Below are 26,288 nucleotides of genomic sequence, written 5' to 3'. Positions count from 1 at the left end.
CATCGCAGCCAGCCGTCGTCGCATCAGCTCTTGGGCATCAGCTCTTGGGGCGCCAGGCCAGCGGATCCTCCGGCCTCAGGAAGTAACCGGGTGCGACGCTGGCCGGCCACCAGCCGTCATTGGCGGGTTCAACCCAGTCGGTCGAGTTCGTGTCGCAGTCCGGCTTCAACGCCGCGTTGACGTCCTCGATCGTGTAGGGTAGCGCGGGACGCAGGATCGACTGGATCTTCGGCCCCTGCCCCTCGAGCGTCCGCATCATCACGTCCCAGACCAGGCGCGCATCGCTCGCCGGCGGCCAGAAGTGGAAGCTCTTAGAGACGAACTTCGGATTGTTGCGCCAGTAACAGGCCGCCGATGCCTCGCCGCCAAGTACGATCGGCATCATGTCGCGGCCGGATTGCAGCACCGCGTTGAGAACGCCGTTTTCGGAAGCCGACTGGACGATCATACCGTCGATCTTGGTCGGATTGGTCGCCAGGAACTTCTGCACCTCGACCTGGGCGACCTGGTCGGTCCATTGGCCGGCAACCGTGCCGACCAGCTTGATGTCGGGAAACTCCTCAAGGGCCTTCTTCGCACCGACGTCGAAGCTGTCGGACGACGCAAAGCCGGGAATGCCGTTGACCAGCAGCACGTTGCCCTTGCCGCCGATCTCCTGCGCCAGCCACTTGCCGGACACATAGCCGCCCTGGGTGTTGTTCTCGCTGGCGGTGATCGCATAAGGTGACGTTACATAGCCGGAGACAGAAAAGACCGGGACGCCCTTCGAGTGGGCATATTCGATCGTCTGGTTGATCGCCGTGACGTTGGAGCAGCAGATGATGATGGCGTCGACGCCATCATCCACCATCTGTCGCATCTGCTGGATCTGCACGGCATCTTTGAGATCGGATTGGGTTACCACCAGGTCGGAAACCAGCCCGGCTTCCTTGTACTTGGGCAGCAGCACTTCGGTGAATTCCTTCAGGATCGCGGCGCGCCACGTATTCCCCGCATAGGTCGAGGCATAGCCGATCTTCCATGGCGGTGCTTTCTTCGGCTTGAAATCGCGATAGGCGCTTTGTCCAAGCGGAATTGCCGGGTCGACCAGCTTGTAGAGCTCCTGCTGGTCGGGCGGCAGTTCCCCGACCGCGCTTTGCGCAAAGGCCGGCCCTGTCGCCAACGCCAGGATGCAGCCTGCTGCGAGGGTCATTCGTCTTACTATATTCATCGTCTCCTCCATTGATTTGGCATGCGCCAGGGGCGACGCAAGCGATGCGCCTGCACTCCCGTGGCCTCCCCGTCGTCAAGCGGTCTGGTCTTGGTCGACCTAGAACCGTTCGAACGGCGCGAGGATTGGTTCCCGTTATGGTCGTTCGAACTCTGTCGGTCGGCGCCGCCTAGCGGCGCAGACCAGCCTGCTTGAGCAGCGGCATGACCCGCTCGTTGAAAAACGGCAGTTCCTCATTGTAGTCGACCATCGTCAGCAGAACGCCGTCGACATCGGTCTTCTTCAACTTGACCAGGCCGTCAGCCACTTGTTCAGGATTGCCGACCAAGGGATACCCACCCCAGCCGGCGATGAACCGCTCCTTGAACTTCTGGTACATTTCTGCGGAGTGGTTCTGGGACTGCACCTGGAGAACAGTGGCTATGTTTTCGCAGGCTTCCCAGTCACCCTTCTGTTTTACGTAGTAGTCGTAGTAGTCCCAAGCTTCCTTCTCCGTCTCTCGCACGACCACGGGACAGGCCGTGAAGGTGCCGAGCTTCTTCTTGTATTCCTTGAAAGCGAGATCCTTGGCCTTCTTCACCCAAGCGGCGCCGATCTCCATGTCCTGCATGAAGCCAAAGCTGAAATCCGTGTGCTTGGCGGTGAAATCCAGCCCCTTGCCGGAAGCGCCGGCGCAGATCAGCACCGGGCGGCCGGCCTTGTTGTAAGGCTTGGGCTCGCTGAAAGCGTCGTTCACCTTGAGGAAATTGCCTTCGAAATTGACCCCGTTGCGCTGCCACAGCGCCGAGATGATATCCATCCACTCGTCCGCGTAGTCGTAGCGGGTGTCGTGCTCCATCATCGGCCGGCCGAACATCTCCATCTCCGGCGTGAACCAGCCGGTCACCAGATTGAGACCAAAACGGCCCTTGGAAATATGGTCGATCGTCGTCGCCATCTTTGCCGCGACGATGGGGTGCAAGGTCGGTACATGGGTGGTCGAGAAGAACTGAAGCTTCGTGGTCACAGCGGCAAGGGCCGCGGCCCAGGTGAACGTGTCCATGTTGACGCCGTTGAAATTCGTCGGGCCGCCGAAGCCGCGCCAGCGCGCGATCGGCACCATGCATTCCCAGCCCGCCGCTTCCAGCTGGCGCGCGATTTTCACATTGTGATCGAAGGTTGGCTCGAAGGTCGTCTCGGCCATGGTGATGGCGCAGGCGCCCGAGCAATTCGTACCGAACACGCCAAGCTTCAGCGCGTTGTCGTTGAACATCGGGTTTCCCGCTTCGCGGAAATGATCTTGAATGTCCATTTCTTACTCCAAAATTATTTCAGGCAATTCGCTGTCAGGCGTCCATCTCGGCGAACACCTCTTGGGCCACGCGGAAGCTGTCGATCGCGGCGGGAACACCGCAATAGATGGATACCTGCAGGAAGACCTCGCAGATCTCATCCTTGGTAAGCCCGTTGGTCAGTGCGCCGCGAACGTGCAGCTTAAGTTCGTGCGGGCGGTTGAGGGCCGAAATCATTCCCAAATTGAGCAGCGACCTTTGCTGGCGGCTCAGGCCTGGGCGGTTCCAGACCGCGTCCCAACAATATTCCGTCACCAGTTCCTGTATCGGCCAGGTGAACGAAGTCGCCTTGGCGATCGAGGCATCGACATAGGCACCGCCCAGGACCTCGCGCCGAGTCCTCAGGCCGCTATGGAAACGTTCCGATAGCTCCAGGCCATCAGGCGATTTGATCTTCGTATTGGTCGTCATCAGGTGCTCCTTCAGAAGAATATCGATTGCCAATCATCGTACGGCACGGATTTGATTTTGTTGGGCAAATTGGTCGAACGGACGAAGCGGCCGTCTTCGTAAAGCAGCGGCGAAACCTCACGCCGAACCTCTATGCTTGTGACGCGGCCAAAAAAGACATCATGAGAGCCGATCGCCGCCATGCCGGATACATCGCAGACCAACGCGGCCTGAGCGTCGGCGAGAACCGGGATACCCTCGTCGTCCTCCCACGTTCCGTGATCGAACCGGGCTTCGTCCTTCAACTTGCCACTGAAAATAGGCACCAGATCAGCATGCGAGAGGTGCAGGAGATTGACGGCGAAACGCCTGGACTCCTGCAGCGGCACACTGATGCTGGCGTTTCTGTTGATGCAGACCAGAAGCGTTGCCGGGTCAGCTGTCACCGACTGCACCGCAGTCGCCGCCATCCCGATCCGCCGACCGGCATGTGCAGTTGTTATCAGCGATATGGTCGAAGTCAGCCGACGCATTGCCAACTTGAAATCGGCCACCAGATCGCCACTCGCGATGTCCTGCACGTCCTCCTCCCAGAGCATATTCACCTCGTGTAAAAAACAGATTGTCTGCTAATCTGTCAATTGTTTTTTCCGCAATTTGACGGATTGTCTGATAGCGTGCTCGAACCGGCTTATCGAAGGAGCAAGACATGCCGCTGGTGCTATTGGGCCACTTGAAATCCAGCAACGTCATGAAGGCCGTCTGGGCCCTCGACGAACTCGGACTTGCCTATGAACGCAAGGACATCGGCAATGTGTGGGGAGGATTGAACACGCCCGAATATCGGGCGATGAACCCGACCGGTCTCGTGCCAACGCTTCTGGATGGTGACTTCGCGATCTGGGAGAGCAATGCCGTGATCCGCTACATCTGCAACGCGCATGCGCCCGGGAGCCAACTCTATCCCAGCGATCCGGTACAACGCGGGCGGATCGACCAATGGCTCGACTGCCAGCAAACGCAGATGGCCCGTCCGCAAGCGGTGGTTTTCCTCACGCTCATCCGCACGCCACAGGACAAGCGCGATCCGGTTGCTCTTGCCGCGGCGATCAAGGATGCCGGCAAGGTGTGGGGATGGGCGGACGCCGAGTTGGCCAGACGCGAATTCCTGTGCGGCGAGCATCTCACATTGGCCGATATTGCCTGGGGCGTTCACGCTCATAGATGGCTGAATATGGACTTCGACCGGCCTGACTTGCCGAACCTGTCGGCCTGGTACCTGCGATTGCTGCGGCATGAATCGTTCCGCACGAAATGGGCCGGCCCGATAGGCTGACCATTCCGGCTTCATCACCCGGCGACGATGCTGGAACCCAAGACGTAGTCTCGTCGTCGCCATGCGGCGGGGCGGATATAGGCCCGCCAGTCAGCGGACGGGCTCGGCCCTGTCAGCGGCCAGGATGAAGTCCAGCCCTTGGACGAGATAGCGCCTGAAAAGGTCCGGATTTTCGCACATTGGAAAATGCCCGAGACCCTCCATCGTGACGAACAGGGAGCCCTTTATCAGCCTCGCCAGCCGAGCCCCATCCTCGGGCGTCGCGGAATAGTCGTATGTTCCCGACAGGAGGGCGATCGGGGTCCGGGCGCCATCGATGCGTGGCGCCACCAGTTCGCCGTCGAACTCGTCGCTGTAGAACGACAGATCGCCATTGTAGATGCCTGGCGCGGCCTGCGCGTAGATCCAGCTTGCCCTGCGCCGATCCTCTTCGGGACTGGTCGGGCTCATCAGCCCGCGCACGAAGCTCGAATTATGCAAGCTTCCATGGACCTCGACGTGGTTCTGAAACGGGTTTCGCCTTCCCTTGGAGCGGTAGGGCGGCTCCACCGCGACGATGCCGCGCACCTGGTTGGGACAATCGGCGGCAAGCACCATCGCCATCGCCGCCCCCATTGACCCGCCGACCACGATCGCGGGCTCGCCCACGAACTTCTCGAGGATAGCCGAACACCAGCTTCGATAGAGTTCGGTGGTCAGCCTATAGGGATCGCCGCGCCATGTCCGCGGAGGCAGGGACCGGCCGTGGAACGGCATATCGACGGCGATCATTCGGAAGCGTTTGGCAAGCTCCACATCAGCAAGTTGGCCGAGATACTGGCGGCCATCCGCGCCGGCCGTATGCAGGAACAGAACTGGAGTGCCCTGCCCGGCTTCTTCGCAAAACACGTCATAAGCGGTGCCATCGACAGTGATGGCCTCATAGCGGCCGGATATCTGGGTAAGGTCCCGCCGGACAGCCGGCGACTTGGCGGGCGTGGAAGTGGCCACGAGTTCGAACAGGCGCTCCAGCGCTGGACGAGCCTGCGCCCATGACTTGGGATCGCCGGAAAAGCTGAATTCCGGATTTGCAAGCTGAAAGGCGGTGAAGGCATGATAGCGCGGTGGTGGCGGCGATAAGAGCGCAAGCGCCCAAGTCTCCACCGATGCGGAAAGCCGAAGGCCGGCGGCCCCGCTGTCCTCGACAGAGCCGCGCCCGTCACGGAAGACCAGCCTGAATTCCTGCTCGCCGATGGCGATCGCAACAGCAGTATCGAGGCTGGGGGATAGGCGTACGATCTCGCCGTCCTCAAGTGCGGAAACTATCCTGCGGCGCAGTTCATCAGCCGTCGTCATCATCATAGTGTCTTCCCCGTGAATGCCTGGGAGCAACCCGCCAACGCAATAGGGCGCTCAGCCATCGACGGTGCGCGTGTGGCTTTGCAGGAAGCGCATGATCTCGGTGTGATCCGCGCCCGATCCCAGTACTTGCGCGGCCTTGCTCCAAAGCAGGGCCGCGGATGCCAGCATCGGCGTTTCAAGATCAAGCGCCCGAGAGAGCCCTGCCGCGATACCGACATCTTTTGCCATCAACGCCAGGGCGAATCCCGAGCCCCAAGTCTCGGAAAGCACGAACTGCTTCATCTTGGTTTCGGTCGTGTTGTTTCGGCCTGTCGAAACGTTCAGTATGTCGACCATGGTTTCGGCATCGAGGCCAAAACGGCACCCGACGATTACAGCCTCCATCGCGGCAACGGCACCGGCAGCGGACACAAAATTGTTCAACGCCTTCATGGCATGGCCGGAGCCCGGTCCGCCGGTACTGAATATTTTTGTTCCCATCGTTTCGAGCATCGGGCGGGCGTTGACAACGTCCGCCGCTGCTCCGCCCGCCATGATCGTGAGCGTTCCGTCGATGGCACGCCGGACACCGCCCGAAACGGGAGCATCGACCAGCCGGTAGCCACGCCCCCGCAACTCGTCATGCAGCGCAACCGTATCCGTGGGCGCGGAAGAACTCATGTCGATGACGAGACTGTTCTGGGCGAGCGTCGCCAACGCACCATTGTCACCCAGCAGCGCTGCCCGAACGGTCGCGCCGCTCGGCAGCATGGTGATGACGTCGTTTGCGCCGGCCGCCGCTGCCGCGGCTGAGGCGCATGCAAGTCCGCCCGCCTGCGTGATGGCCGCCCGGGCCTCGCTCGACAGGTCGAACCCCCGCACGGAGTAACCGGCTGCAAGCAGCCTTCGTGCCATCGGCAATCCCATATGGCCAAGGCCGATGAAGGCTATCGTTCGAACTGGCGGCTGGGACAAGATAAACTCCTCCAGCGAGCAGCGGCTCGCCGCGTCGCGAACGAGATTATGTCTCAGACAATCCTACAATTCAAGCCTCGCATTTTCGCCAGATGAATTGCGCCGAAGACCTAGGTCTCGGTCGGTGGAGGCAGTTTGCGCAGATATTCAAGCGCGGTCTTGGACGCCATTTCGATATGGTACTTGCAGGCGGCTGCGGCACGAGGGCCGTTGCGATCCTTGATGGCGGCGACGATATCCTTGATTTCCTCGATGCTGTGCTGCAGGCGACCCGGCTGCATCATGGAGGTGACCCGCAGGATGGTTACGCGGTTGTGCAGCAAGGTCAGCATCTGGCGCACGAACATATTGCCGCCGCCCTCCATGAGACAGTCGTAAAATCGTTTCTTGGCCTCGATGAGGACGGCCTGATCGCTGCCGAGCGCTGCTTGCTCAAACGCCGCGGCCGCCGCCTCCAGCTTGGCAATCTCTTCCGGAGAACCTCTCTCCGCCATTTCCTGACCCGAAAACCCTTCTAGCAGGGCGCGAACCTTGTAGAGCTGGAACGCCTCTTCGTAGGTGATCGCGCTCACGACCGGGCCGCGATGCGGATAGGTCGTGATCAGCCCTTCGGCTTCCAACTGCCTCAGGGCCTCGCGAATCGACGTCCGGCCCACGCCAATCATCTCGCAAAGCTCCCGTTCGACTAGACGCTGCCCAGGTTTGAACACGCCCGAGACGATGGCCTGCCGAAGCTTCTCCTCAACAGCCATACGAAGTGTGGCGCTTTGCTTGGGAATGTGGAGATCCATTGGCATCGTCCAGAGGGGTTTGATTGGAGACTGACGGGTCCGCAAACCGCGAATCTGTCGCAACTTGGCTTGGAGACGTACTAAGACAATCTTACAAGCACGTCCCCGCTTCATCAAGTGGCGTCTGTGATGCTTGCGCCTCCTTCCGCCGATCGTCAATGCGCAATGCCGAAGACAAAAAGCATATCAGGCACTCGGATTTTGTTCCTCGCTCGCGGCAAACAAATCCGCTCCCGGCGTTTCGCATTCTGCTCGGAAAATTTGCGAATACATACAATGGTAGGCGTTTTCCTGCGATCCCCGGCTGCAATCATCTTGTCGGACCACTGACGACCCGCAATCAGCTGGGATCCTGGATCCGGCCCAAACTCGTCAGGCACGCTGTTTCGATCACATCACGCCCAGAATGCGCATCGAAAACCTATTGCTTTCGGGTCGATAATCAGACAATCTTACCATCAGGGGAGAGAGCATGCGATCGCTTGTTGCACTGAGCGGCAATTTCAATAGACCGTCCAGGACGCGTGTCCTGGTCGAAGCGATTGCTTCCGAAGTCGTTGCGCGCGGCGGCTGGCGCAGCGAGAGCTTCGACGTGCTGGACGCCGGCCCGACACTTGGCGGCACATTTTCCAAGGAGACGGCCTCCCCCAAGCATCGATCGATGTGGGACAAGATCGCTGCATGCGATGCACTCGTCATCGGCTCTCCCGTCTACAAGGCGAGTTATACTGGCCTCTTGAAGCACTTCATCGATCTACTCGAGCCCACGCTTCTGGCGGGAAAGCCCATCATTGCCTGCGCCACGGGCAAGGCGCCACAACATGCGTTGGTCATCGAGCATCAATTCAGGCCGCTTTTTGCATTCTTCGGCTCGTGGGTTCTGCCTACCGGCATTTTCGCCACCGACGCCGATTTTCCATCACCTGATGCTCTCGGGGCCGGACTGAGAGCCAAGATCGTCAAAGCAGCCGACGAACTCGACGCCCTCGTCGGCGGGTGAACGGCCGAGCACGTCCAAGGAGGAAGACAATTGCCATCCGAACATGCCGATCCGCACGCAGCGAAGCTGCCCTATTACTATCCGTTCCAGTTCGGCGACGCGAAAGTCACCGTCGTTTCCGACGGGCCGCTGGAACTCGGCGACCCCAGCGAGAATTTCCTTGGCGTGACGTCCTCGACCGTTCGGGACATGCTTAAGCGCAATTTCCTGCGAACGGACAATGTCATCCTCGAACAGAACGCGCCGATCATCGAGATGAACGGTAAGACAATCCTGTTCGAAACCGGCATGGGCACGTCCAAGATTTTCGGCCAGACGACGGGCCGGCTGCTCAAGAGCATGCACGAGGCCGGCATCGATCCGGCAAAGATCGACGCGGTGGTCCTGTCCCATGCTCACATAGATCATTGCGGCGGCGTCTGTGCGCCTGATGGAACCCCCAATTTCCCGAACGCGCAGATCTACATCAGCCAGCGCGATTTCGAGGATTGGACTGATGGCTCCTCGCTTGGCGACGGTTTTCGGGTCCAGGTGGAAAGCGCCAGGCGCAACCTTTTGCCCGTTCGCGATCGCATCGTTTTCTACCAGGATGGCGAGGAATTCCTGCCAGGCGTCCAAGCCATCCATGCGCCCGGCCACACACTGGGCCATCACTGTTTTCTAGTCACGTCGGGTCGCGAGAGCTTCTGCTTCCTGGGTGATCTGACGCACCACCATGTGTTGCTGTTCGAGCGGCCGTGGATGGAATTCAAATACGACATGGACCCCAAACTGTCGGCCCGCTCGCGCACACGCGTGCTCGACATGCTGGCGACTGACGGCGTCCAGGTCATGTCTTACCACTTCGCCTGGCCCGGCGCGGGACATGTCGCGAAGGAAGGCGACGGCTTCCGCTACTTCCCCTCCTCGATGCAGCTGATTGCCGCCTGAGGGCGGCCTGACAAAGGTGATTTCCGTTGAAAATCCGTTCCGCGATCCTTCGCCAATCCGGCCTCCCGAAACCTTACACCGAGTCTCGCCCGATCGAGCTCGCGGAAGTCGAACTGACCGCCCCTGGGCCTGACGAGGTGCTGGTGAAAATCATGGCCGCCGGTGTCTGCCACTCGGATCTTTCTGCCATCAACGGGGACCGGCCGCGCCCACTGCCCGTTGCCCTTGGCCATGAAGCATCTGGCATTGTCGAGGAAGTCGGCCCCGGTGTGACCTCGGTCGCGCCGGGCGACCATGTCGTGATGTCCTTCCTGCCGATCTGTGGCGAATGCCCAGCCTGCGCCGAAGGCCGAGCGAGCCTGTGCGGCCCCGGTTACGCGGCAAATGCCGCCGGCACCCTGCTGTCGGGACGGCGGCATATTGTCTGCGAGGGGGTCGAGGTCAACCATCATTCCGGCGTGTCCGCTTTTGCCGAATATGCCGTCGTCTCGCGAAGATCCGTTGTGAGGATCGATGCGGATCTGGACCTTGTCCACGCCGCCCTGTTCGGCTGCGCGGTCATGACCGGCGTCGGCGCGGTGATGAACACCTGCCGGATCCGGCCGGGCGACAGCACTGTCGTGGTCGGTCTCGGCGGCGTCGGGCTGGCCTCGATACTGGGTGCCGTTGCGATCGGCGCGGACCCGATCATCGCCGTCGACATGATCCCGGCGAAGCTCGACCTGGCACGCGAACTTGGTGCCACTCATGCATTTCTCGCAAGCGATCCCGACATCGTCGACAAGGTCAAGGCCATCACCCGGGGCGGCGCGCGCTATGCGGTGGAAATGGCAGGCTCCGCCCGCGCCTTCGACCTCGCCTATCGGCTGACCGGGCGCGGTGGCACGACGGTGACGGCCGGCCTTGCCAACGTCAATTCGCGCTTCGAAATATCGCCCCTGCCATTGGTCGGAGAGGAACGCACGATCAAGGGGAGCTATATGGGCTCGTGCGTGCCTTCGCGCGATATTCCCCGCTACATCGGCATGTTCAAGGCCGGAAAGCTGCCTGTTCAAAAACTCCTGTCCGGCACCAGCCCGCTAGACGACATCAACCTCGCCTTCGACCGGCTCGACCGTGCCGAAGTCATCCGGCAGATCCTGCTTCCGCATGGCACGGCCTGACGATCGGTGGCGGCTAGCATCTGCAGCGACGGCTGCGGTAAAGGCTCAGATGACTTCGACCACATCAGGCCATTCCGGCCTGACCGGAGCAAAACGCGTCAGCACGCCTGGATCGTGGCCTGGCAAGATGAGGCCGCTATCGCCGGCGAGTTGACGCAGCCTTTGATAGCCTTCGAGAACGTTTCCGTAGTCAGCGAACATCGGGAAAACGCCACCGTCGGCCAGATAGTGCCCGAGGTGCAGCGCGTCCGAAGCAATCACCACCGGGCGGCCCCTGGCTTCGGCGCGCACGACCTGCAGCCCGCGTGAGTGGCCGCCGACCCTGTGCACGCCAAGGCCTGGCGCGAACGCGAAGTCGCCGTCATGGAACACCAGCCGGCCTTCATAGACCAGACGCACGGCCCGCGTGACATCGTCGGCGCAGAAGGGCCGGCGCATCCGTGGATGGCACATGCAGCGCCCGGTGGCGTATTCCATCTCCGCATCCTGCAGATGGAAGCGGGCATTGGTGAAGGTGCCAAGATTGCCTGCGTGATCATAATGCAGATGCGTGAGGATGACGTCGGACACCGCGTCGGGATCGATGCCTAGGAGTCTCAGGGATTCCACCGGATGTCGGATCAGTTGGCGGCCACGCCTGGCCCCCTCTTCCGGTTCAAAGCCGGTATCCACGACAATGTGCCTGTCGCCATTGCTGACGACCCAGATGAAATAGTCGAGCGTGCCTATGGCATCGTGGACATCCGCATCGAGATCGAGATGCGCCGCCGGCAACTGGGCGGTAGCGTAGCGGATCGCGAGAACACGCCAATACGGTGTCATGTCACGTCCCTCAAACAGCCGGACAACGATCGCGGCGGGTAGGAAATCGCCCGCCTGTGCGGGTCAAGAAAAAGCGCAGGCCGGGGCCTGCGCCTGAGTTGGGGAGGAGATGCTTTTGCAAGGCCGCTTCCAGCCGGTTACGCGACCAGATGATTGCCGATCGACGAGCCGCCATCCACGGTCAAAATGCTTCCGGTGGCGAAACGCGAACGATCGCTGGCGAGGAACAGAATGGCCTCGGCGACTTCCTCGGCCTGTCCCATCCGCTGCATGGCGGCGCGCGCGTCATATTGTTTCCTCAAACCTTCCGGATCGGCGGCTTGCTCGAAGATCCTGGTGAAGTAAGGCGAGTCGATCGTCCCGGGGGCTACCGCGTTGACACGGATGTTGTCCCTGGCGTGGTCGAGTGCCATCGCCCGCGTCAAGGCGGAGACACCCCCTTTTGACGCAACGTAGGCAGCGCGATTGGCGATGGCGGACACCGCGGTATAGGAGGTCGTGTTGACGATGGCGCCACCACCTTGCCGCTGCATGACCGGCACGACGAATTTGCTGCACAGGAACATGCCCTTGAGATTGACCGACATCAGGCGGTCCCAGTCTTCCTCGGCGATCGACACCACGGTGCCGGTAAAGCCGAAGCCGGCGTTGTTGATCAGGACGTCGATGCGGCCCCACCTGCCGAGCACGGCATCGACCATCGCCGACACCTGCTTCGACTGCGATACGTCGCACGCGAAAGCGGATGCGTCGCCACCGATCTGTCGCGCGGCCTTGTCGGCGGTTTCGAGGTTGACGTCGGCAATCGCGACTTTGGCGCCGTGGCTGGCAAACAGCGCCGAAGTGGCAAGACCGATACCGCTCGCGCCGCCGGTCACAATGCAAACCTTGCCTCGCAAATCCATCGGTCCTTCATCCATGCTGCTGTCCCGGCGCGGTGCGCCGCCTTCAAAATCGATGGGATAGACACATCACCTATCAGACAATCTGTCAATCTTAAATTGGCGAACGGTGATTGCTAGTGCCGGCTCATGGGAGCGGTCGTTCGCGACTCTGGTTTCGCTGGTTTCCGACACTCTCAGCCCGGTTCGACCGGGGCGTTGTGCGGAAGGATCCCCGTGGCCTTGAGATCGTCCCAGAACGCCTTTGGGGGCTTCCGGGATGCCGCGACCAAATTCTGCTGCATCTCAGCCACGCCTTGCGCGCCAAGCACAACCGTCGTTATCGCTGGATGCATGTTGACGAAATCGATCGCGGCGGAAGCTAGATCGACGCCATGCCTGTCGCAGATCACCTCGATCATCCTGACCTTGTCCAGCACCTCGATGGGCGCCTGCTGATAGTCGTAGGTGTTGCCCTTGCCCTTGGTCCCGGCGGCAAGGATTCCTGAATTGAAGACGCCGGCGGCAAGGACGGAGACGTGCCGCTCCCTCAGCTCGGCAAAATCGGCAAGCAATGGAGCCTGGTTGAGGAGCGTGTAACGGCCGGCAATGAGTGCACAGTCGATATCGAATTCGCGGGCGACCGACACAACCGACTCGGTCTCATTCACTCCCAGGCCCACGGCTGAAACGGCCCCGGTGCGGCGCAATTCCTCCAGCGCCTTGTAGCCGCTATCGCGGATCTGCCTCCAATAGATGTCCGCGTTGTCTCCATGCCAGGCTCGGCCGAGGTCGTGCACCAGCAGGATATCGATATGGTCGAGCCCCAGGCGCTGCTGGCTGTCCTCGAACGAACGCATAAAGCCATCATAGGTGTAATCATAGGTGTCGAGAAACGGCAGCGGATCGATCCATTCGATGCCGTAGACAGTGTCTAGCTTCCTGACCCGGCTGACCGGCTTCAAGATGCGGCCGACCTTGGTGCTGACGATGACATCTTTCCTGACGCCAAGCTCCCTCAAGGCATGGCCGAGATAGTATTCGGCCTTGCCGAAACCATACATCGGCGCGCAGTCGAAATAGCTGACGCCGCCCTCGAATGCCGCCGCGATGACGGCTTCGAACTCGTCATAATCCACCTTGGCCTTGAAGCCGGCCAACGGCACGGTGCCGAGGCCAAGGGAAGTGACATTGACGCCAGTCTTCCCGACCTGACGCGTCTGGATCTGGCTCATTGTGTTCTTCCCCGAGGATTTCCGCTGTGATAGAGAGCGGTGTCGTCGGATTGAACACCGCCCCACGAAAGGTCGGCTCAGGCAGGGCCGCGTTCGAACCGGTCGACGCCCGGAATTTGCGGCATCCACGGCTGTGCTTCCTCGCACCACACCTCGACTGTGGGATTGAGCATGCTGGTGTCGTTCAGCGTGCCTGCCTTGATAAAGGCCTTACCCGGAAACCCGACGCAGCGGCTGACGATCGGCGAGCCGCACGTCCCACAGAAGAAGCGATTGACGTCCAGGCCGCTGTCGGCGCGCGTGATGTACTTCTTGATGGTGTCGCCGGTGATCTTCAGGTCGCCGTCATCGACGCAGATGAAAATCGAGCCGCTACCGCCCGCCTGACGTTGGCAGGCCTTGCAATGGCAAAAGCCGACGACATCAGGCTCTCCGTCATATTGGTAATGAACGCCTTCGCAGTTGCATTGCCCTTCCAGGTGCATATCTCTCTCCCTTGTATGAATTCAGCCCGGTTGCGAAGTCGCTGACAGACGCAGCCGGCGGCCGCGGGCCTATTTGTGGATCATCACGGTCTTGCTGTTGGTATGGGAAGCGAGGCCCTCGCCGCCATGCTCGACACTGAGACCCGATTGCTTGTGGCCGCCGAATGGTGCGTTGATCGGGTGATTTTGCCCCTCATTGACCCAGACGTTGCCGGCGTCGATCCGGTCGGCGACAGCCTCCGCCTGCGCGCGATCCCGCCCCCAGATTGTCGCGCCAAGGCCGAAAGGCGTTCCGTTGGCCTTGGCTATGACCTCTTCGACGTTGTCATAGGCGATGATCGGCACGATAGGGCCGAAGGGCTCTTCGGTGACGATGCGGCTGTCCTCGGGGGGATTGTCCACCACGGTGACGGGAACAAAATTGCCCTTGGAATTGGGATCGATGTCACCGCCCAGCGCGATCTTGTAACCGTTGGCCTTCACATCCTCGAACATCTCGACCAGCTTGTTGAACTGCATGCGGTTGTTCACCGGGCCGAGCACGCTGGTCGGATCCATGCCGTCGCCGACCTTCTGCTGGCTTGCATAGTCGGCGAACGCCTTGACGAAATCGTCATGGAAGGACTTGTGCGTATAGATGCGCTTGGCGGCGATGCACCACTGGCCCGAATTGCCGAAGGCCGACCAGAACACGCTGGGCACGACCGATTTCCAATCGGCGTCGGGCAGAAGAATGGCCGGATCGTTGCCGCCAAGCTCCAGCGTGATGCGCTTCACGGTGCCCGCACCCGAAGCCATGATGCGCTTGCCGGTCGCGGTCGATCCGGTGAAGGTAATCATCCCGACATCGGGATGCTCGGTGAGCAGGCGGCCAAGGTCGTTGCCGCCGGTGACGATGTTGAAGACGCCGGCCGGGAGAACCTTGGCGACGATCTCTCCGATCTTGAGCGCGCACAAAGGAGTGTAGGGCGAAGGCTTCAACACCACCGTGTTTCCGGTGATCAAGGCCGGAACCGACTTCCAAAGCACGTGAAGGTAGGGATAGTTCCAGGGAATGATGGCACCGACGACGCCGAGCGGCGCACGACGAACCTCGACACGGTGCACATCGGTATCTTCGATGACCTCCACGCCAAGCCTGGATTTCGCTGTTTTGGGGATCCACGGATTGGCGAGATTGACCTCGAAATCCGCCTGGGAGTGACGCGGCTTGCCCTGTTCCAGCGACAGCAGCGTGATGAACTCTTCCTTCTGTGCTTCCAGCGCCTCGTAGAGTTTGACGATGAAGGCTTCACGCTCTTCCCAGCTGAGCGCGGCCCAAGCCGGGAAAGCGCGTTTGGCGGCGGCGACGGCGTCATTCAGTTGCTCGGGACTGGCGTCGGGAGCCTGGGCCAGAACCTCGTTGCTGGCCGGATTGAAGACATCGAATGTGCTGTTCGATTCAATGATCTTGCCGTCGATCAGCAAGCCATAAGGAGCATCGAAATCGGCTGCCGCCGAAGTCCGCAATGTGTCCATAGTGATTCTCCTCGTTACTCTTCAATGTGGCGGTGCTGGAGCGAATTCGCCCCGGAAAGGGGTGGCGGCATCAGATCGTGCGGCCGCCGTCTACTGGCAGAAGCACGCCCGTGATGAAGCTTGCCGTCGCGAGATAGACGGCAGCTTCGGCGACATCGCTCGGCTCGCTGAGGCGTCCCAGAGGGATGGTGTCGATAAATTTCTTTCGATTTTCGGGCGTATCCGGCGCGCCCAGAAACTGCTCGAGCATCGCGGTGGCACCAATCACCGGGCAGATGGCATTCACCCGAATTTTCCAAGGCGCCAATTCAACCGCGAGCGCCTTGGAGGCAAGGTTGGTCGCTCCCTTCGAGGCATTGTACCAGGTGGTCCCCGGTCGCGGACGGATGCCCGCGGTCGATCCGACATTGAGCATCACACCGCCGCCATTGTCACGCATCAAGGGCACGACCGCGCGAACCATATGAAAGATCGACTTCACATTGACGTCGAACACCCGGTCGAAGCTGGCTTCGTCGACATCGAGTACCGAACAGGTGCGATGGGTATATCCCGCATTGTTGACGACGATGTCGGGAACGCCGAAATGCGCGATAGCCCGGCCGATCAGCGTCTCGATCTCGGCGCTGGAGGTAACATCGACCTTCACCCCGATCGCGGCCTCGCCGATGGAGCCGGCAACTGCGCGGGCCTTGTCGCCGTTGATATCGGCGACGACGACCTTGGCTCCCAGAGTCGCGAACCTGCGGGCGATTGCCTCGCCAAAACCGCTGGCCGCGCCTGTGACCACCGCTACCTTGCCTTCCAAGCCCATCCATATCTCCTGCCAACGCCTGGCTTTTCGCGAGCAAAGCCGTCCGCGTCCGCGAAACGGCATTGAGAGCCAATTTCCGGTTCGGATTTCAGCCGGGCTGCACGAACCCTCCAAAATTCATAGCGACCGCTACATTTCATTTGTGTAGCGAACGATACTGACAGTCAAGCCTAAAATGACAGATTGTATGAGAGCTCGCGCGAAGCATCGCAGCCGGGTCGCGCTCGTGGGGGAGGAATCATCAGTCGATCGGAAGATGAAACGGGCAACGTGGGCTAAGGTAACAAGTTGGTACCTGCCGCACCGTCGATGACGCCAATCCGGGTTCTCGTCGCCGAAGCGGGCTAATGGCCAGCTGAAGCGGGCAGCATCATCATTGCAGTGGTCGCGATACGATCCAGCTCTTCTCGCGAGCCTCCATCGCGCGCCAGCAATGACATGCCCTCCAGCATCGCATTGAGGGTGGAGGCCAGTGAGTCGACATCCGTCGCGGTTGAGAACTGTCCGTCAGAGACGGCGCGTTGCAGCCGGGTCAGGAAGCAGTTTCGACCTTCCTGACGCATCGCGCGCAAGGCCTCGTTTACCTCCCTGCCCTCGGCCGACACATTTGTGGCGGCAAGAATGACAAGACAACCACACGGTACGTCCTGAGAGGTCAGAATGCCCGCCGCCTCATGAAAAAAGCCACTTAACGCCAGCTTGACGTCGGACCCCTGCTCCATCCGGTCCCAGATTGCGTCCCAGTAAACGCGCTCATAGTGGTGAACGGCCTCCATGAACAACTGCGCCTTGTTGCCGAAGGCCGCGTAGAGGCTGGGAGGATTGATTTCCATGGCCGCGCAGAGATCAGCTATTGTCGCCGGCTCATAACCCCGCTGCCAGAACACGTTCAAGGCTCGGTTGAGAGCGGCGTCCCTGTCAAAGGTACGCGGCCGTCCCTTGCTGCGGTGGGGAACAATGGTTGCCATGCAATTACACGTTTTCGTTTCCGCCAAATCTCCGATGTAGTGGAAGCGTTCCACAGCCGCAATGTTGAAACTGCCGAAGCGGCATGACCAGACCGGTCAGATCACCGCCCGGTCTTGCCCGTTTTCTAGTCTTTCGCCCATTGGGCACCGTGATTCACCCTGGCAACCGACACCGCCAACCAGAACATAGCGCCCCGGCCATTCCAATCTCTGAAACACTCGGCGGGGATCAGCCTTCGTACATATGGAAGACCTTGGCGATGATCTTCCATTCACCGTTCTCCTTGAGGAGAGTGTGAAAGTCCGTGTAGTCGGCCCCTATGGCATCCTTCTCCATGTCCACGCGCACAACCGCGGTTGAGGGCGTAATCGACAGAATATCCAGGCGAACCTTGATATCCGGCGCCTTGCCGTTCTTGTCGACAAAATCATAGAGGTTCTTGATCGGCCCGCCGAGCAGTTCACCATTGGTGAAGCCGTACATGACCGCATCCTTGTGGAAGCCTTTGGCGACATCATTCGAGCTGCCGACTTCCAGGCCGTCGACATATTTCATGACCCGAGAAACGACCTCGTCGTAATCGCTTGTCGGCACTGTCTTGATATTCTTCGTCATCACATCTCTCCATCCAGTCTTGGATCTTCGATTGAACACGCGGATTACAGCCTTGCGATCCGCGCAGGAGTCTGTAGCAATCGCTACATAACTGCAATTTGCAAGCTGCCGTGAAAGGCGTCAAGGTCTTTCTGGCGATCTATCAGACAATCTTACCAAAACTCCCTATTTCCTGGAAACGATGCGATGCCTTTCCAGGTACAGCGCGCTTGATCAAAGGCCGCCGCATTCGGATTCCTCTCCAGCCGTTGCCGGTCCTTTCGCATTCTGCGGGGCGCCAGCCTTTTGACGGTTTTGACGTTCGAGAAAGAGCTTCTTGATTTCGTCAACGAAGTCGCGGGTGCTCGATGGACGCAGTTTCGAGCGCAGTACGTTCTCGCGGACGGTTGCGGGAAGCATGGCGCCATGGGTGGCCAACAGATCAATCAGGAACCCGGGTTTGATTTCCGGGTGGCCTTGATAGGTGAGAACGGTGTCGCCATAACGCAGAATGGCGTTGCGGCAGCACTCGGAGGCGCCAACGACCCTGGCGGAATCCGGAAGCAACGTGACTTCCTCCTGATGCCAGGTGAGAGCGATCTGGCGCGTATTCAAGTCAGTCCGACAGTATTCGACCGGACCGGCCGTCCACCCCGATTTCGACTTGCCGACGTCGCCGCCCAGGGCGCTTGCGATGAGTTGATGTCCAAAACAGACGCCGAGCATCGGGATGCGCTGAAAATAAGCGTCGCGAACAAATTCCTTGAGGCGCCCGATCCACTCGTCGGGGTCCGATACCGAACTGGCTCCCCCGGTGATCACCCAGCCATCCGCCTCATCGATGCTTGACGGAAAGACCCCGTCGACCACCGGAAAAGTCGAGAATTCGAATCGTTCGTCCGCGAGTAGCCCCATGAAAAACTGGTCGTAGTCCCCGTGCCTGCCGACCAGCCCGGCGGGAACGTGATCGCATTGCAGAATGCCGATTTTCATGATTTTTGATCCATTGGCATGGGGCGATCATCTCGCACGCGCACTATTGAGCCTTCGCTCGGTGAACGTCGCATAGCGAGACATGCTGAAACAGAAAGCCCAGTAGATCAGCGCTAGAACGAGATAGCCGGTAGGCGCCGTCGTCGGTGTTGCCCACGAGGCGTCGCGAAGGCCGGTTTGAGCCATGCCGAGCAGGTCGAACAGCCCCACGACAAGAACCAGAGTCGTATCCTTGAACAGAGAAATGAAATTGCCGACGATGTTTGGAATGGCTATCTTCAACGCCTGCGGCAAAATGATCTTGATCATCGTCTGCCAGTGCGACAGGCCGAGCGACATGGCGCCTTCATATTGGCCCTTGGGGATCGCCTGCAAACCGCCACGGACCACTTCGGCCATATAGGCCGACGAGAACAACGCGACACCGATCAGCGCCCTGAGCAGCTTGTCAAAATTCACGCCTGGCGGCAGGAACAGCGGAAGCATGACGCTGGCCATGAACAGAACCGAGATCAAAGGCAGGCCGCGGACGACTTCGATGAAGCAGATCGAGACAATCCGGATAACCGGCATGGTGGATCTGCGACCCAGCGCCAACAGAATGCCAAGGGGCAGTGATGCGATGATGCCGGTCACGGAAACGACCAGCGTCAAAGTCAAGCCGCCCCACTGGGCCGTCTCGACGGTGACCAGGCCGAAATCCGCATCCAGAAATACAAGGATAGCCAGTGCCGCCAGGCAGACAGCGCCCCAATTCGCCGCTACGACGATGCCCGGGCGCCCCGCGCCCTTTATCGCGAGTCGTACAGCCAGGAATGCCGAGACCGCCAGGAGCGCCAGGATGGAGACAGGCAGCAACGGCACCGCCATACCGCCGATCGCGACAGGCTCTGGCCCCGCGAAAATCCATGCAAGCCATAGAACAAACGCCACTCCGGCGAGCCATGCGCCAATCTTATTCCTCAAGAGACCTTGCGCCAGACCGAGCAGCCAGACCGGAACAAGGCATGTGAGGAACAGCAGGAAACCGATGGTGGTTGCGTAATCCGCAATCGAAAGGTGGAAGTTGCCACCTGTCAGCATGACCAGTGTGAACAGCGGAAAGACAACCAACAGCAGCAGCGCGTTCTGCATCTTCCACGGGAAAGACGGCGTCAGCATCGGCACGATCAGCATCAGGCCGGCAAGGAAACACAGATTGACGCGCCACCGCTCGCCGATCGGGTAGAAACCATACAGCCACTGGCCAAACCTGTCGGCGACAAAAGGCCAGCATGCGCCGGCCGCTGTGCCCGCCGCAGGCAAGCAGGCGTCGCGGCTGCCGCCCGTCCAGACGGCGCGCAGTACTGCAAAATCGATGACGCGCCACGCGATCCAAACCGCGAGCGCGCCAAGCACCAACGTGACCAACCCGCTGCCCACGGAACGGAAGTAACCTTCCCTGAGCCAGTGCGCGATACCCACCATGCCTTCGGGCGGCGGCAGGCGGGGGGCCTCCTGATCGCGGACATAGGGCACCTGGAAAGACATGTCCGTCACATCATCGCTCCACGAGTTTCATGCGGGCGTTGAACCAGTTCATGAAGACGGATGTAGTCAGGCTCAGCGAGAGGTAGACTAGCATCCAGATCAGCACGATCTCGATGGCCCTGCCAGTCTGGTTCATGACGGTGCCACCGACCGCGACCAGGTCCGGATAACCGATCGCGACCGCAAGCGACGAATTCTTGATCACGCCCATGTAGATCGTGGCCAGCGGCGGAATGATCACGCGCAAGGCTTGTGGAACCACCACGTTCGACAGCGCCTGGGCGGGAGAGAGGCCAAGCGCCTGCGCGGCCTCCGTCTGCCCGCGGCTGACCGCCGAAACGCCTGCTCTGACGGCCTCGGCTATATAGGTCGCGTGGTAGATCGAGAGCGCCAGGAAAAGGGCAATGAATTCGGGGGCGATGACCAGGCCGCCAGAAAAATTGAACGTCGTCTTGACGGGAAAGTCGAGCCTTACTGGCAAACCCGCGAGCAGCAGACCCACCATCGGCAACAATGCGAGCAATGCGAGCGACACAGCGACGGTCGGAAACGAACGTCCTGTCTCTTCCAGTCTCCGTCTTGCCCAACGCCGCAGCATGACGGCGGCGGCAAGCGCTACGAGGAGCCCGATCAAGCCTGAAGACGATCCAGCACCGAAAAGCGGTCGAGGGACCATGAAGCCGCGATTGGACAGATAGGAAAGGCCGAGGAAGTCATAGGCGTCGCGCGGGGGCGGCAGGGTTTGCAGGACGATCAGCGAATACCAGACGAAGATCTGCAACAGCAGCGGGACGTTGCGAAAAAATTCGACATATATCCCCCCGATCCGCGCCGCCAACCGATTCTTCGACAACCGCATGACGCCGACGACGAAGCCCAGCATGGTTGAGGCGACGACACAGAGCGATGAGATCAAGGCCGTATTCAGCAGTCCGACCGCAAGTGCCCGGGCATAGGTCGACTCGCTCGAGTAAGGCACCAGCGCCTGGAAGATGTCGAAGCCGGATGTCTTCGTCAGGAATGCAAAACCGAAATTCTGCCCCATGCGCGACAGATTGGATATCGTGTTGCGCAGGATCACCAATCCGGCCACGGCCAGGATGGCAACGACCGCCACCTGGATGGCCAGGGCCCTCGCCTTGGGATCGTTCCACATCGGCACTTTGTCGCCTTGGATGGCCGTGACATCCTTTGTCATGATCGGCCCCTCTCCCCCGGTGCTTGCGTGGCCTCAAATCGCCTTTGAGAGCGCGGTTGGCGGGGACCAGGCCGAGAGGACCTGGTCCCGCGGAGTTTTGCCGATGCCTAACGGATAGGTGGCGCGTACTGCAGTCCGCCATCCTTCCACAACGCATTCACTCCTCGCGCGATGTTGAGCGGTGTGCCGGACCCAACATTGCGGGCGAATATCTCTCCGTAGTTGCCAACGCCTTTTACGATCTTGGCAACCCAGTCTTCCTCAAGCCCGATGCCTGGACCGAAGCCCGGCGCCGCACCGCCCGCATCGGCAACGCCAAGGACACGACGGATTTCGGGGTTATCCGATTTCTTCATGTCTTCGACATTCGACTGCTTGATGCCGAGTTCCTCGGCGTCGAGAAGCGCGAAGTAGGTCCATTTGACGACATTGAACCAGGCGTCGTCACCTTGCCTGACCAAGGGTCCCAGCGGCTCTTTCGAGATCACCTCCGGCAGTACGATATGATCGCCGGGCGCTTTCAAGGCGCTACGTTCGGAATACAGGATCGAGCTATCCGTGGTCAGCACATCGCAGCGGCCCTCGTCATAGGCCTGCCGCAGCTGGCTTTGATCCTCGATGACCACGCCCTTGAAGGTCATGCCGTGCGCTTTGAAATAGTCGTTCAGATTGAGTTCTGTAGTTGTGCCGGGCGCTACGCAGATCGCCGCGCCATCCAGTTTCAGCGCCGAATCCACTCCGAGCGCCTTGCGCACCATGAAGCCCTGACCGTCGTAGAACGTGGTGCCGGCGAAGAGAAAGCCCATGGAGGTATCGCGGCTCATGGTCCACGTCGTGGTGCGGGAAAGAATGTCGATCTCGCCCGACTGCAAGGCCGTGAAGCGGTCCTGGGCTGAGAGGGGCGAGAACTTTACCTTGGTTGGATCTCCAAAAATCGCCGAGGCAACCGCGCGACAGAAATCAACATCGAGACCGGTCCAGTTGTTCTGGGCGTCCGGCAACGAGAATCCGGTTGTGCCCTGGCTAACGCCGCATTGCACGAATCCCTTTTTCTTGACGTTGTCGAGTGTGCCGGCCGAGGCCTCGGCGGCGGTCAGTATTGCAATCGCGCCAAGGCTGAGAATTGCACCAACAAGCAGGCGTTTCATTCACGTTTCTCCCCTTTTTTGTCCAAAGCGCGATGCGCAAGGGACTCCTCACTCCCAAGGGACGGCGCTCTTTCCGTGTAGGGCGATTCCGTCTGATGGTCAGATTAACTGACAATCATAATTTCTGTAGTATACATTACAGACGGGGTCAATGGCGATCACGCCGCCCTTCCCACCAGCAGCAATGACGGCCGAGGCCGGCTGCATTGGCCGTTCAGTTCTTGGTGAAAACGCTGTTCCTTCGGAGCCCGTAGAGGACCTTGGCCTGATCACCCGGCATGATCGCGCGCCCGTCTAGCCCCGGGAGATTCAGGCGCCGGCCGCGGCCGATCGCTCCGAGGCTGTTGACGCCAGGAAAACCAGATCAGACAATCTGCCAATCGCTAGATTAGACCTCGGAAGCCAGCAGTTCCCTGAGATTGCGGTCGATCTGCTCCGTGAAAGACTGCTCTACCCCTATCAGGCCGAAGTGCCCGCACTGCGACTCGATCGGGCGAAACTCACTCCCCGGGATGAGTTTCTGTTCCGCGTGGCAATCGCTTGGCGGAAAGAACATGTCGGTGGAGATCGGCATTACGTAGGTCTTGGCCTTGATGCGTCCCAGCGCGACTGCCAAGTCGCCGCCGGCCACTCGACCGACGTCGCCGCGCTGCCACTTCCACGCCATGGAAAGCAGTGCATTGGGGTCCATCGGCAGAAAGTATCCTTCCATGAAGTTGACAACAAAATCCTCGCGCGATGAGAAGCCAATACCGCGCCAGATTTCCCGCTTGTAGAACTCTGTGCTCCAGCCCATGACTGCCCACAGGGCGGCATGGCGGCGCAGGCCGGCATGAACATCGCCGCCGTTCCTGTACCAGCCACCGTTCCAGCCTGGATCCGACGTGATCGCGTCGATGAGCGTCTGCGTGAAGATGAAATCATGGTCCGTGTTTCTGGCGGTTCCCGCGACCGGAGCTGCTCGCTTGACCATATCCGGGTAACGAACTGCCCATTCATACGCCTGCTGCGCACCCATTGAGGCGCCGAACACCAGCGCCAGGCTCTCGACCCCGTACACCTCGGTCAGAAGTTTGTGCTGCGCGCGTACATCGTCGCCGATGCGGACAAGGGGAAACCTCGCCATGTTGGAAGGTTGGGGTACGTTGTGCGGTGAAGTCGAAAGGCCGCCGCCGATCTGGTTGACGATGACGATGAAGTGCTTTTGCGGATCCAGTGCCCGGCCGGGACCTACATAGACCTGCTCCATGATCTTGTTGGTGCCGGAAAACCAGGTCGGCACGAGGATCGCGTTATCCCCGGCCTCGTTCAGTCTTCCGTGCGTGGCCACGGCGAGTTTGCAGCCCCTGATGGTACCGCCCTCTTCCAAGGCAAGGTCGCCGATATCGTGCAGTTCATACGGACCGTGATTTGCCTGCGAATAGAAGTCGTTCTCGATCATGGCGTTCCCTCGTTTTCACCTGGGTCTCAAATTGTGGAGCGGTTCGTGGCTGCAACCGGACGTTCTGGAATGCACCCGCCTTTTGCCAGCGCGTTGCTCCCGTCAGCCGGCTTACGGATGCGCTATCCTCGCCGTTGCTTGCGCGCAGGCATGCCCATCATCACCGTGACGGATCGCAATGGAGGGAGAGCGGCTCGTCACTTCGTCGGCATCGCCGCGGCCGGAATGAGGCCTCGTGGGCGAAACAGCAGGAACGCAATCAGCGTGGCAAGGACGATTGCGTCGCGGAATATCTGATAGTCGGGAGGCAGCAATATCTGCAGCACCACTTCGAAGGCGCCAAGGAAGAAGCCACCAACCACGGCGCCGGTCAGGCTTCCCATTCCGCCAACGATCGTGGCCACGAAGGCTTTGACCAATGGGTTGAACCCCATGGTAGGCTCGACCGAGCCGCGCATGGAGATCCACAGCAGAGCCGCGACGCCGGCCAGCAGACCCGAGATTGCAAAGGCAGTCGCATAGATGGCGTTGACGCGAATCCCCATGAGTTTGGCAACATCAAAGTCCTGAGCCGACGCCAAGAGAGCGAGGCCGAACCGAGTGCGATTGAGAAACATGTTCAGACCAATTGCCAGCAAGGCAACGACAATGATGGAGATAGCCTGCGCCGAACCGATATAGATCGAGCCAACGTTGAAAGCGCCTGACAGGAAGCCGGGCATTACCAGGGGTTTAGGTCGCGTGCCGAAACCGATCTGAAACATGACCTGCAACGCGCCCGAGATCGCCAGACTGGTGACCAGGAGCGTCACCGGATTGGCGCCACGAAGGGGACGAAAGGCCACGCGCTCCATCAGCACCGCGCAGGCCATTGCACACGCCAGACCCAGGATAACCGCAAAGCCGAATGGAAGGCCTGCCGAAAGTGCATAGAACAGCACGTAGCCAAACAGCGTTAGAAGCTCGCCGTGAGCAAAATTGATGAACCCGAAGATGCTAAAGACAATAGCCAACCCCAGTGCGACCAGGGCGTAGACGCCCCCCAGGCTCAAGGCATTGACGATGTACTGGATCGTGAGTTCCATGTTTACCCTGCCTCCTAGGCGGCTTCCATCGGATCGGAGACTCCGAGATAGGAGTGCCGGACCAGTTCACTGTTCAACATGTCCATCGAATTGCCGCTGGCCGCGATACGTCCATTTTCGAGCACGTAAGCGCGATCGGATATCGAGAGCGATTGGAACACGTTCTGCTCCACGAGCAAGATCGTCATTCCTTCATCCCTCAACTGCTCGATAAGTTCGAAATTCTCAGCAACGATCTTCGGGGCGATTCCCAGCGACGGCTCGTCAAGCAACAGCATTTTGGGCGAAGCCATGAGTGCACGGGCGATGGCGAGCATCTGCTGCTCGCCACCCGACAATGTCCCCGCCAGCTGGTTGCGCCTCTCCGCGAGTATCGGAAAGCGCTTGTACATGCGCTCCAGCACAGCGGGGTTGCGCCAATCCTTCCGGATCATCCCGCCCAAGAGAAGGTTCTTCTCGACGCTGAGCCGCGGAAAAACCCGTCTCCCTTCCGGGGAGAGTGTCATGCCACGCTGAACAATCCGCGCGGTCCCTTGGCCGTAGATTGTCTCACCGCTCAGCCTGACCTCTCCCGATTGTGGAGTGGTCAGGCCCATGAGCGCAGCGAGCGTCGAGGTTTTTCCCGCACCATTTGGTCCGAGCAGCGAGACGATCTCGCCTTCCCGCACCTCGAAACTGATGCCCTTTACAGCCTCGATCGGTCCGTAGCGGACAACGAGATTCTCGACGCTTAGCATGACCATGTCCTCAGAGCGGAGCCGGAATGTCAGCCGGATCGATCGTAGCTGGCTTCAGGTAGACACCCTTGCCGCCCTTGAGTTCGAGAAACGAAATCGGCACGAGCGGACGCCGGTTGAAGCCGGCGTAAGTGATCTTGCCGTTCGGAGCTTCGAAATCCTTGATCTTGTCCAGCGCGGAACGGATCGACTTGGAGTCCGTGGCGCCGGCGTTCTTGACTGCCTCGATCAGGACCACGGCGGCGTCGTAGCCGACAATCCAGCCGGAATTGCCGACCTCGTCCGGATGATCCGCGCCAAGTCGGGTTGCGAGTTCATCATATTTGCTGCCCGGCTTCGGCAGGCGGTTGGAGACGACAATCGTGCCCTCTACGAGATCGCCCATGGCGAAG

General features: G+C 60.2%; 27 protein-coding genes. 4 read left to right on the top strand and 23 right to left on the bottom strand.

The features are described from left to right. Window positions 1-37 precede the first annotated feature (37 nt). The 4 genes from J0I79_RS04950 to J0I79_RS04935 form a co-directional block, all read right to left on the bottom strand. Complete coding sequence (locus J0I79_RS04950) at window positions 38-1,192, bottom strand: ABC transporter substrate-binding protein (RefSeq protein ID WP_292855491.1); 1,155 nt, start codon at window positions 1,190-1,192, stop codon at window positions 38-40. 187 nt (window positions 1,193-1,379) lie between these two features. Continuing rightward, the gene (locus J0I79_RS04945) at window positions 1,380-2,501 is read right to left on the bottom strand and encodes an LLM class flavin-dependent oxidoreductase (protein WP_292855490.1); all 1,122 of its coding nucleotides are present in this window, start codon (window positions 2,499-2,501) and stop codon (window positions 1,380-1,382) included. A 34-nt stretch (window positions 2,502-2,535) separates the two neighbouring features. Continuing rightward, window positions 2,536-2,952, bottom strand: a complete 417-nt coding sequence (locus J0I79_RS04940) for a carboxymuconolactone decarboxylase family protein (RefSeq protein ID WP_292855565.1) — start codon at window positions 2,950-2,952, stop codon at window positions 2,536-2,538. Between the two features lie 11 nt (window positions 2,953-2,963). Further along, window positions 2,964-3,512, bottom strand: a complete 549-nt coding sequence (locus J0I79_RS04935) for a flavin reductase family protein (protein WP_292855489.1) — start codon at window positions 3,510-3,512, stop codon at window positions 2,964-2,966. 128 nt (window positions 3,513-3,640) lie between these two features. Between J0I79_RS04935 and J0I79_RS04930 the strand changes: the two genes are divergently transcribed. Continuing rightward, window positions 3,641-4,267, top strand: a complete 627-nt coding sequence (locus J0I79_RS04930; RefSeq protein WP_292855488.1) for a glutathione S-transferase family protein — start codon at window positions 3,641-3,643, stop codon at window positions 4,265-4,267. Between the two features lie 90 nt (window positions 4,268-4,357). Here the strand turns inward: J0I79_RS04930 and J0I79_RS04925 are convergent, their stop codons facing one another. The 3 genes from J0I79_RS04925 to J0I79_RS04915 form a co-directional block, all read right to left on the bottom strand. Further along, window positions 4,358-5,608 (bottom strand): alpha/beta hydrolase, encoded by a 1,251-nt coding sequence (locus J0I79_RS04925; protein WP_292855487.1) that lies wholly within the window; start codon window positions 5,606-5,608, stop codon window positions 4,358-4,360. A gap of 51 nt (window positions 5,609-5,659) precedes the next feature. After that, complete coding sequence (locus J0I79_RS04920) at window positions 5,660-6,562, bottom strand: NAD(P)-dependent oxidoreductase (RefSeq protein ID WP_292855486.1); 903 nt, start codon at window positions 6,560-6,562, stop codon at window positions 5,660-5,662. A 110-nt stretch (window positions 6,563-6,672) separates the two neighbouring features. Continuing rightward, window positions 6,673-7,359, bottom strand: coding sequence for a GntR family transcriptional regulator (locus tag J0I79_RS04915; RefSeq protein WP_292855485.1), 687 nt, complete (start codon window positions 7,357-7,359; stop codon window positions 6,673-6,675). Between the two features lie 466 nt (window positions 7,360-7,825). Between J0I79_RS04915 and J0I79_RS04910 the strand changes: the two genes are divergently transcribed. From J0I79_RS04910 to J0I79_RS04900, 3 genes are read left to right on the top strand one after another with little or no spacing between them, the layout of a single operon-like run. Further along, on the top strand, window positions 7,826-8,353 hold the full coding sequence (locus J0I79_RS04910) for an NAD(P)H-dependent oxidoreductase (protein WP_292855484.1): 528 nt from the start codon (window positions 7,826-7,828) through the stop codon (window positions 8,351-8,353). Between the two features lie 30 nt (window positions 8,354-8,383). Beyond that, on the top strand, window positions 8,384-9,283 hold the full coding sequence (locus J0I79_RS04905; RefSeq protein ID WP_292855483.1) for an MBL fold metallo-hydrolase: 900 nt from the start codon (window positions 8,384-8,386) through the stop codon (window positions 9,281-9,283). 26 nt (window positions 9,284-9,309) lie between these two features. Further along, on the top strand, window positions 9,310-10,446 hold the full coding sequence (locus J0I79_RS04900) for a zinc-dependent alcohol dehydrogenase family protein (RefSeq protein WP_292855482.1): 1,137 nt from the start codon (window positions 9,310-9,312) through the stop codon (window positions 10,444-10,446). A gap of 45 nt (window positions 10,447-10,491) precedes the next feature. On the opposite strand, the gene J0I79_RS04895 is transcribed toward J0I79_RS04900, so the two are convergent. The 16 genes from J0I79_RS04895 to J0I79_RS04820 all read right to left on the bottom strand — a co-directional run. Continuing rightward, complete coding sequence (locus tag J0I79_RS04895) at window positions 10,492-11,268, bottom strand: N-acyl homoserine lactonase family protein (RefSeq protein ID WP_292855481.1); 777 nt, start codon at window positions 11,266-11,268, stop codon at window positions 10,492-10,494. Between the two features lie 137 nt (window positions 11,269-11,405). After that, window positions 11,406-12,188, bottom strand: coding sequence for an SDR family oxidoreductase (locus tag J0I79_RS04890; RefSeq protein ID WP_292855480.1), 783 nt, complete (start codon window positions 12,186-12,188; stop codon window positions 11,406-11,408). A 158-nt stretch (window positions 12,189-12,346) separates the two neighbouring features. Further along, entirely contained in the window at window positions 12,347-13,384 is a 1,038-nt protein-coding gene (locus tag J0I79_RS04885; RefSeq protein ID WP_292855479.1) for an aldo/keto reductase, read from the bottom strand. A 77-nt stretch (window positions 13,385-13,461) separates the two neighbouring features. Then, entirely contained in the window at window positions 13,462-13,869 is a 408-nt protein-coding gene (locus J0I79_RS04880; RefSeq protein ID WP_292855478.1) for a GFA family protein, read from the bottom strand. Window positions 13,870-13,938: 69 nt separating this feature from the next. Next, window positions 13,939-15,387, bottom strand: a complete 1,449-nt coding sequence (locus tag J0I79_RS04875) for an aldehyde dehydrogenase family protein (protein WP_292855477.1) — start codon at window positions 15,385-15,387, stop codon at window positions 13,939-13,941. A 70-nt stretch (window positions 15,388-15,457) separates the two neighbouring features. After that, window positions 15,458-16,201 carry a glucose 1-dehydrogenase gene (locus J0I79_RS04870; protein WP_292855476.1) on the bottom strand — a complete coding sequence of 248 codons (744 nt, stop codon included), beginning with the start codon at window positions 16,199-16,201 and terminating at the stop codon, window positions 15,458-15,460. A gap of 344 nt (window positions 16,202-16,545) precedes the next feature. After that, on the bottom strand, window positions 16,546-17,169 hold the full coding sequence (locus J0I79_RS04865; RefSeq protein ID WP_292855475.1) for a TetR/AcrR family transcriptional regulator: 624 nt from the start codon (window positions 17,167-17,169) through the stop codon (window positions 16,546-16,548). A 229-nt stretch (window positions 17,170-17,398) separates the two neighbouring features. Beyond that, complete coding sequence (locus tag J0I79_RS04860; RefSeq protein WP_292855474.1) at window positions 17,399-17,785, bottom strand: nuclear transport factor 2 family protein; 387 nt, start codon at window positions 17,783-17,785, stop codon at window positions 17,399-17,401. Window positions 17,786-17,998: 213 nt separating this feature from the next. Then, window positions 17,999-18,757 carry a type 1 glutamine amidotransferase gene (locus tag J0I79_RS04855; RefSeq protein WP_292855473.1) on the bottom strand — a complete coding sequence of 253 codons (759 nt, stop codon included), beginning with the start codon at window positions 18,755-18,757 and terminating at the stop codon, window positions 17,999-18,001. A gap of 27 nt (window positions 18,758-18,784) precedes the next feature. Next, window positions 18,785-20,287 (bottom strand): amino acid ABC transporter permease, encoded by a 1,503-nt coding sequence (locus J0I79_RS04850; protein ID WP_292855564.1) that lies wholly within the window; start codon window positions 20,285-20,287, stop codon window positions 18,785-18,787. Window positions 20,288-20,297: 10 nt separating this feature from the next. Next, the gene (locus tag J0I79_RS04845; protein ID WP_292855472.1) at window positions 20,298-21,485 is read right to left on the bottom strand and encodes an amino acid ABC transporter permease; all 1,188 of its coding nucleotides are present in this window, start codon (window positions 21,483-21,485) and stop codon (window positions 20,298-20,300) included. A gap of 107 nt (window positions 21,486-21,592) precedes the next feature. Then, a complete protein-coding gene (locus J0I79_RS04840; protein WP_292855471.1) occupies window positions 21,593-22,633 on the bottom strand; it encodes an amino acid ABC transporter substrate-binding protein in 1,041 nt (346 codons plus the stop codon). A gap of 388 nt (window positions 22,634-23,021) precedes the next feature. After that, window positions 23,022-24,074, bottom strand: a complete 1,053-nt coding sequence (locus J0I79_RS04835) for an alpha/beta fold hydrolase (protein WP_292855470.1) — start codon at window positions 24,072-24,074, stop codon at window positions 23,022-23,024. A 197-nt stretch (window positions 24,075-24,271) separates the two neighbouring features. Next, the gene (locus tag J0I79_RS04830) at window positions 24,272-25,159 is read right to left on the bottom strand and encodes a branched-chain amino acid ABC transporter permease (protein WP_292855469.1); all 888 of its coding nucleotides are present in this window, start codon (window positions 25,157-25,159) and stop codon (window positions 24,272-24,274) included. 14 nt (window positions 25,160-25,173) lie between these two features. Beyond that, window positions 25,174-25,896, bottom strand: a complete 723-nt coding sequence (locus J0I79_RS04825) for an ABC transporter ATP-binding protein (protein WP_292855468.1) — start codon at window positions 25,894-25,896, stop codon at window positions 25,174-25,176. Between the two features lie 10 nt (window positions 25,897-25,906). Next, window positions 25,907-26,288, bottom strand: a 382-nt coding sequence (locus J0I79_RS04820) for an ABC transporter substrate-binding protein (protein WP_292855467.1), incomplete at its 5' end; no start/stop codon positions are given.

This window comes from Mesorhizobium sp. (assembly GCF_017306585.1).
In the GTDB taxonomy this organism is placed as follows: domain Bacteria; phylum Pseudomonadota; class Alphaproteobacteria; order Rhizobiales; family Rhizobiaceae; genus Mesorhizobium.
This window is presented reverse-complemented; position numbering and strand designations above follow the sequence as displayed.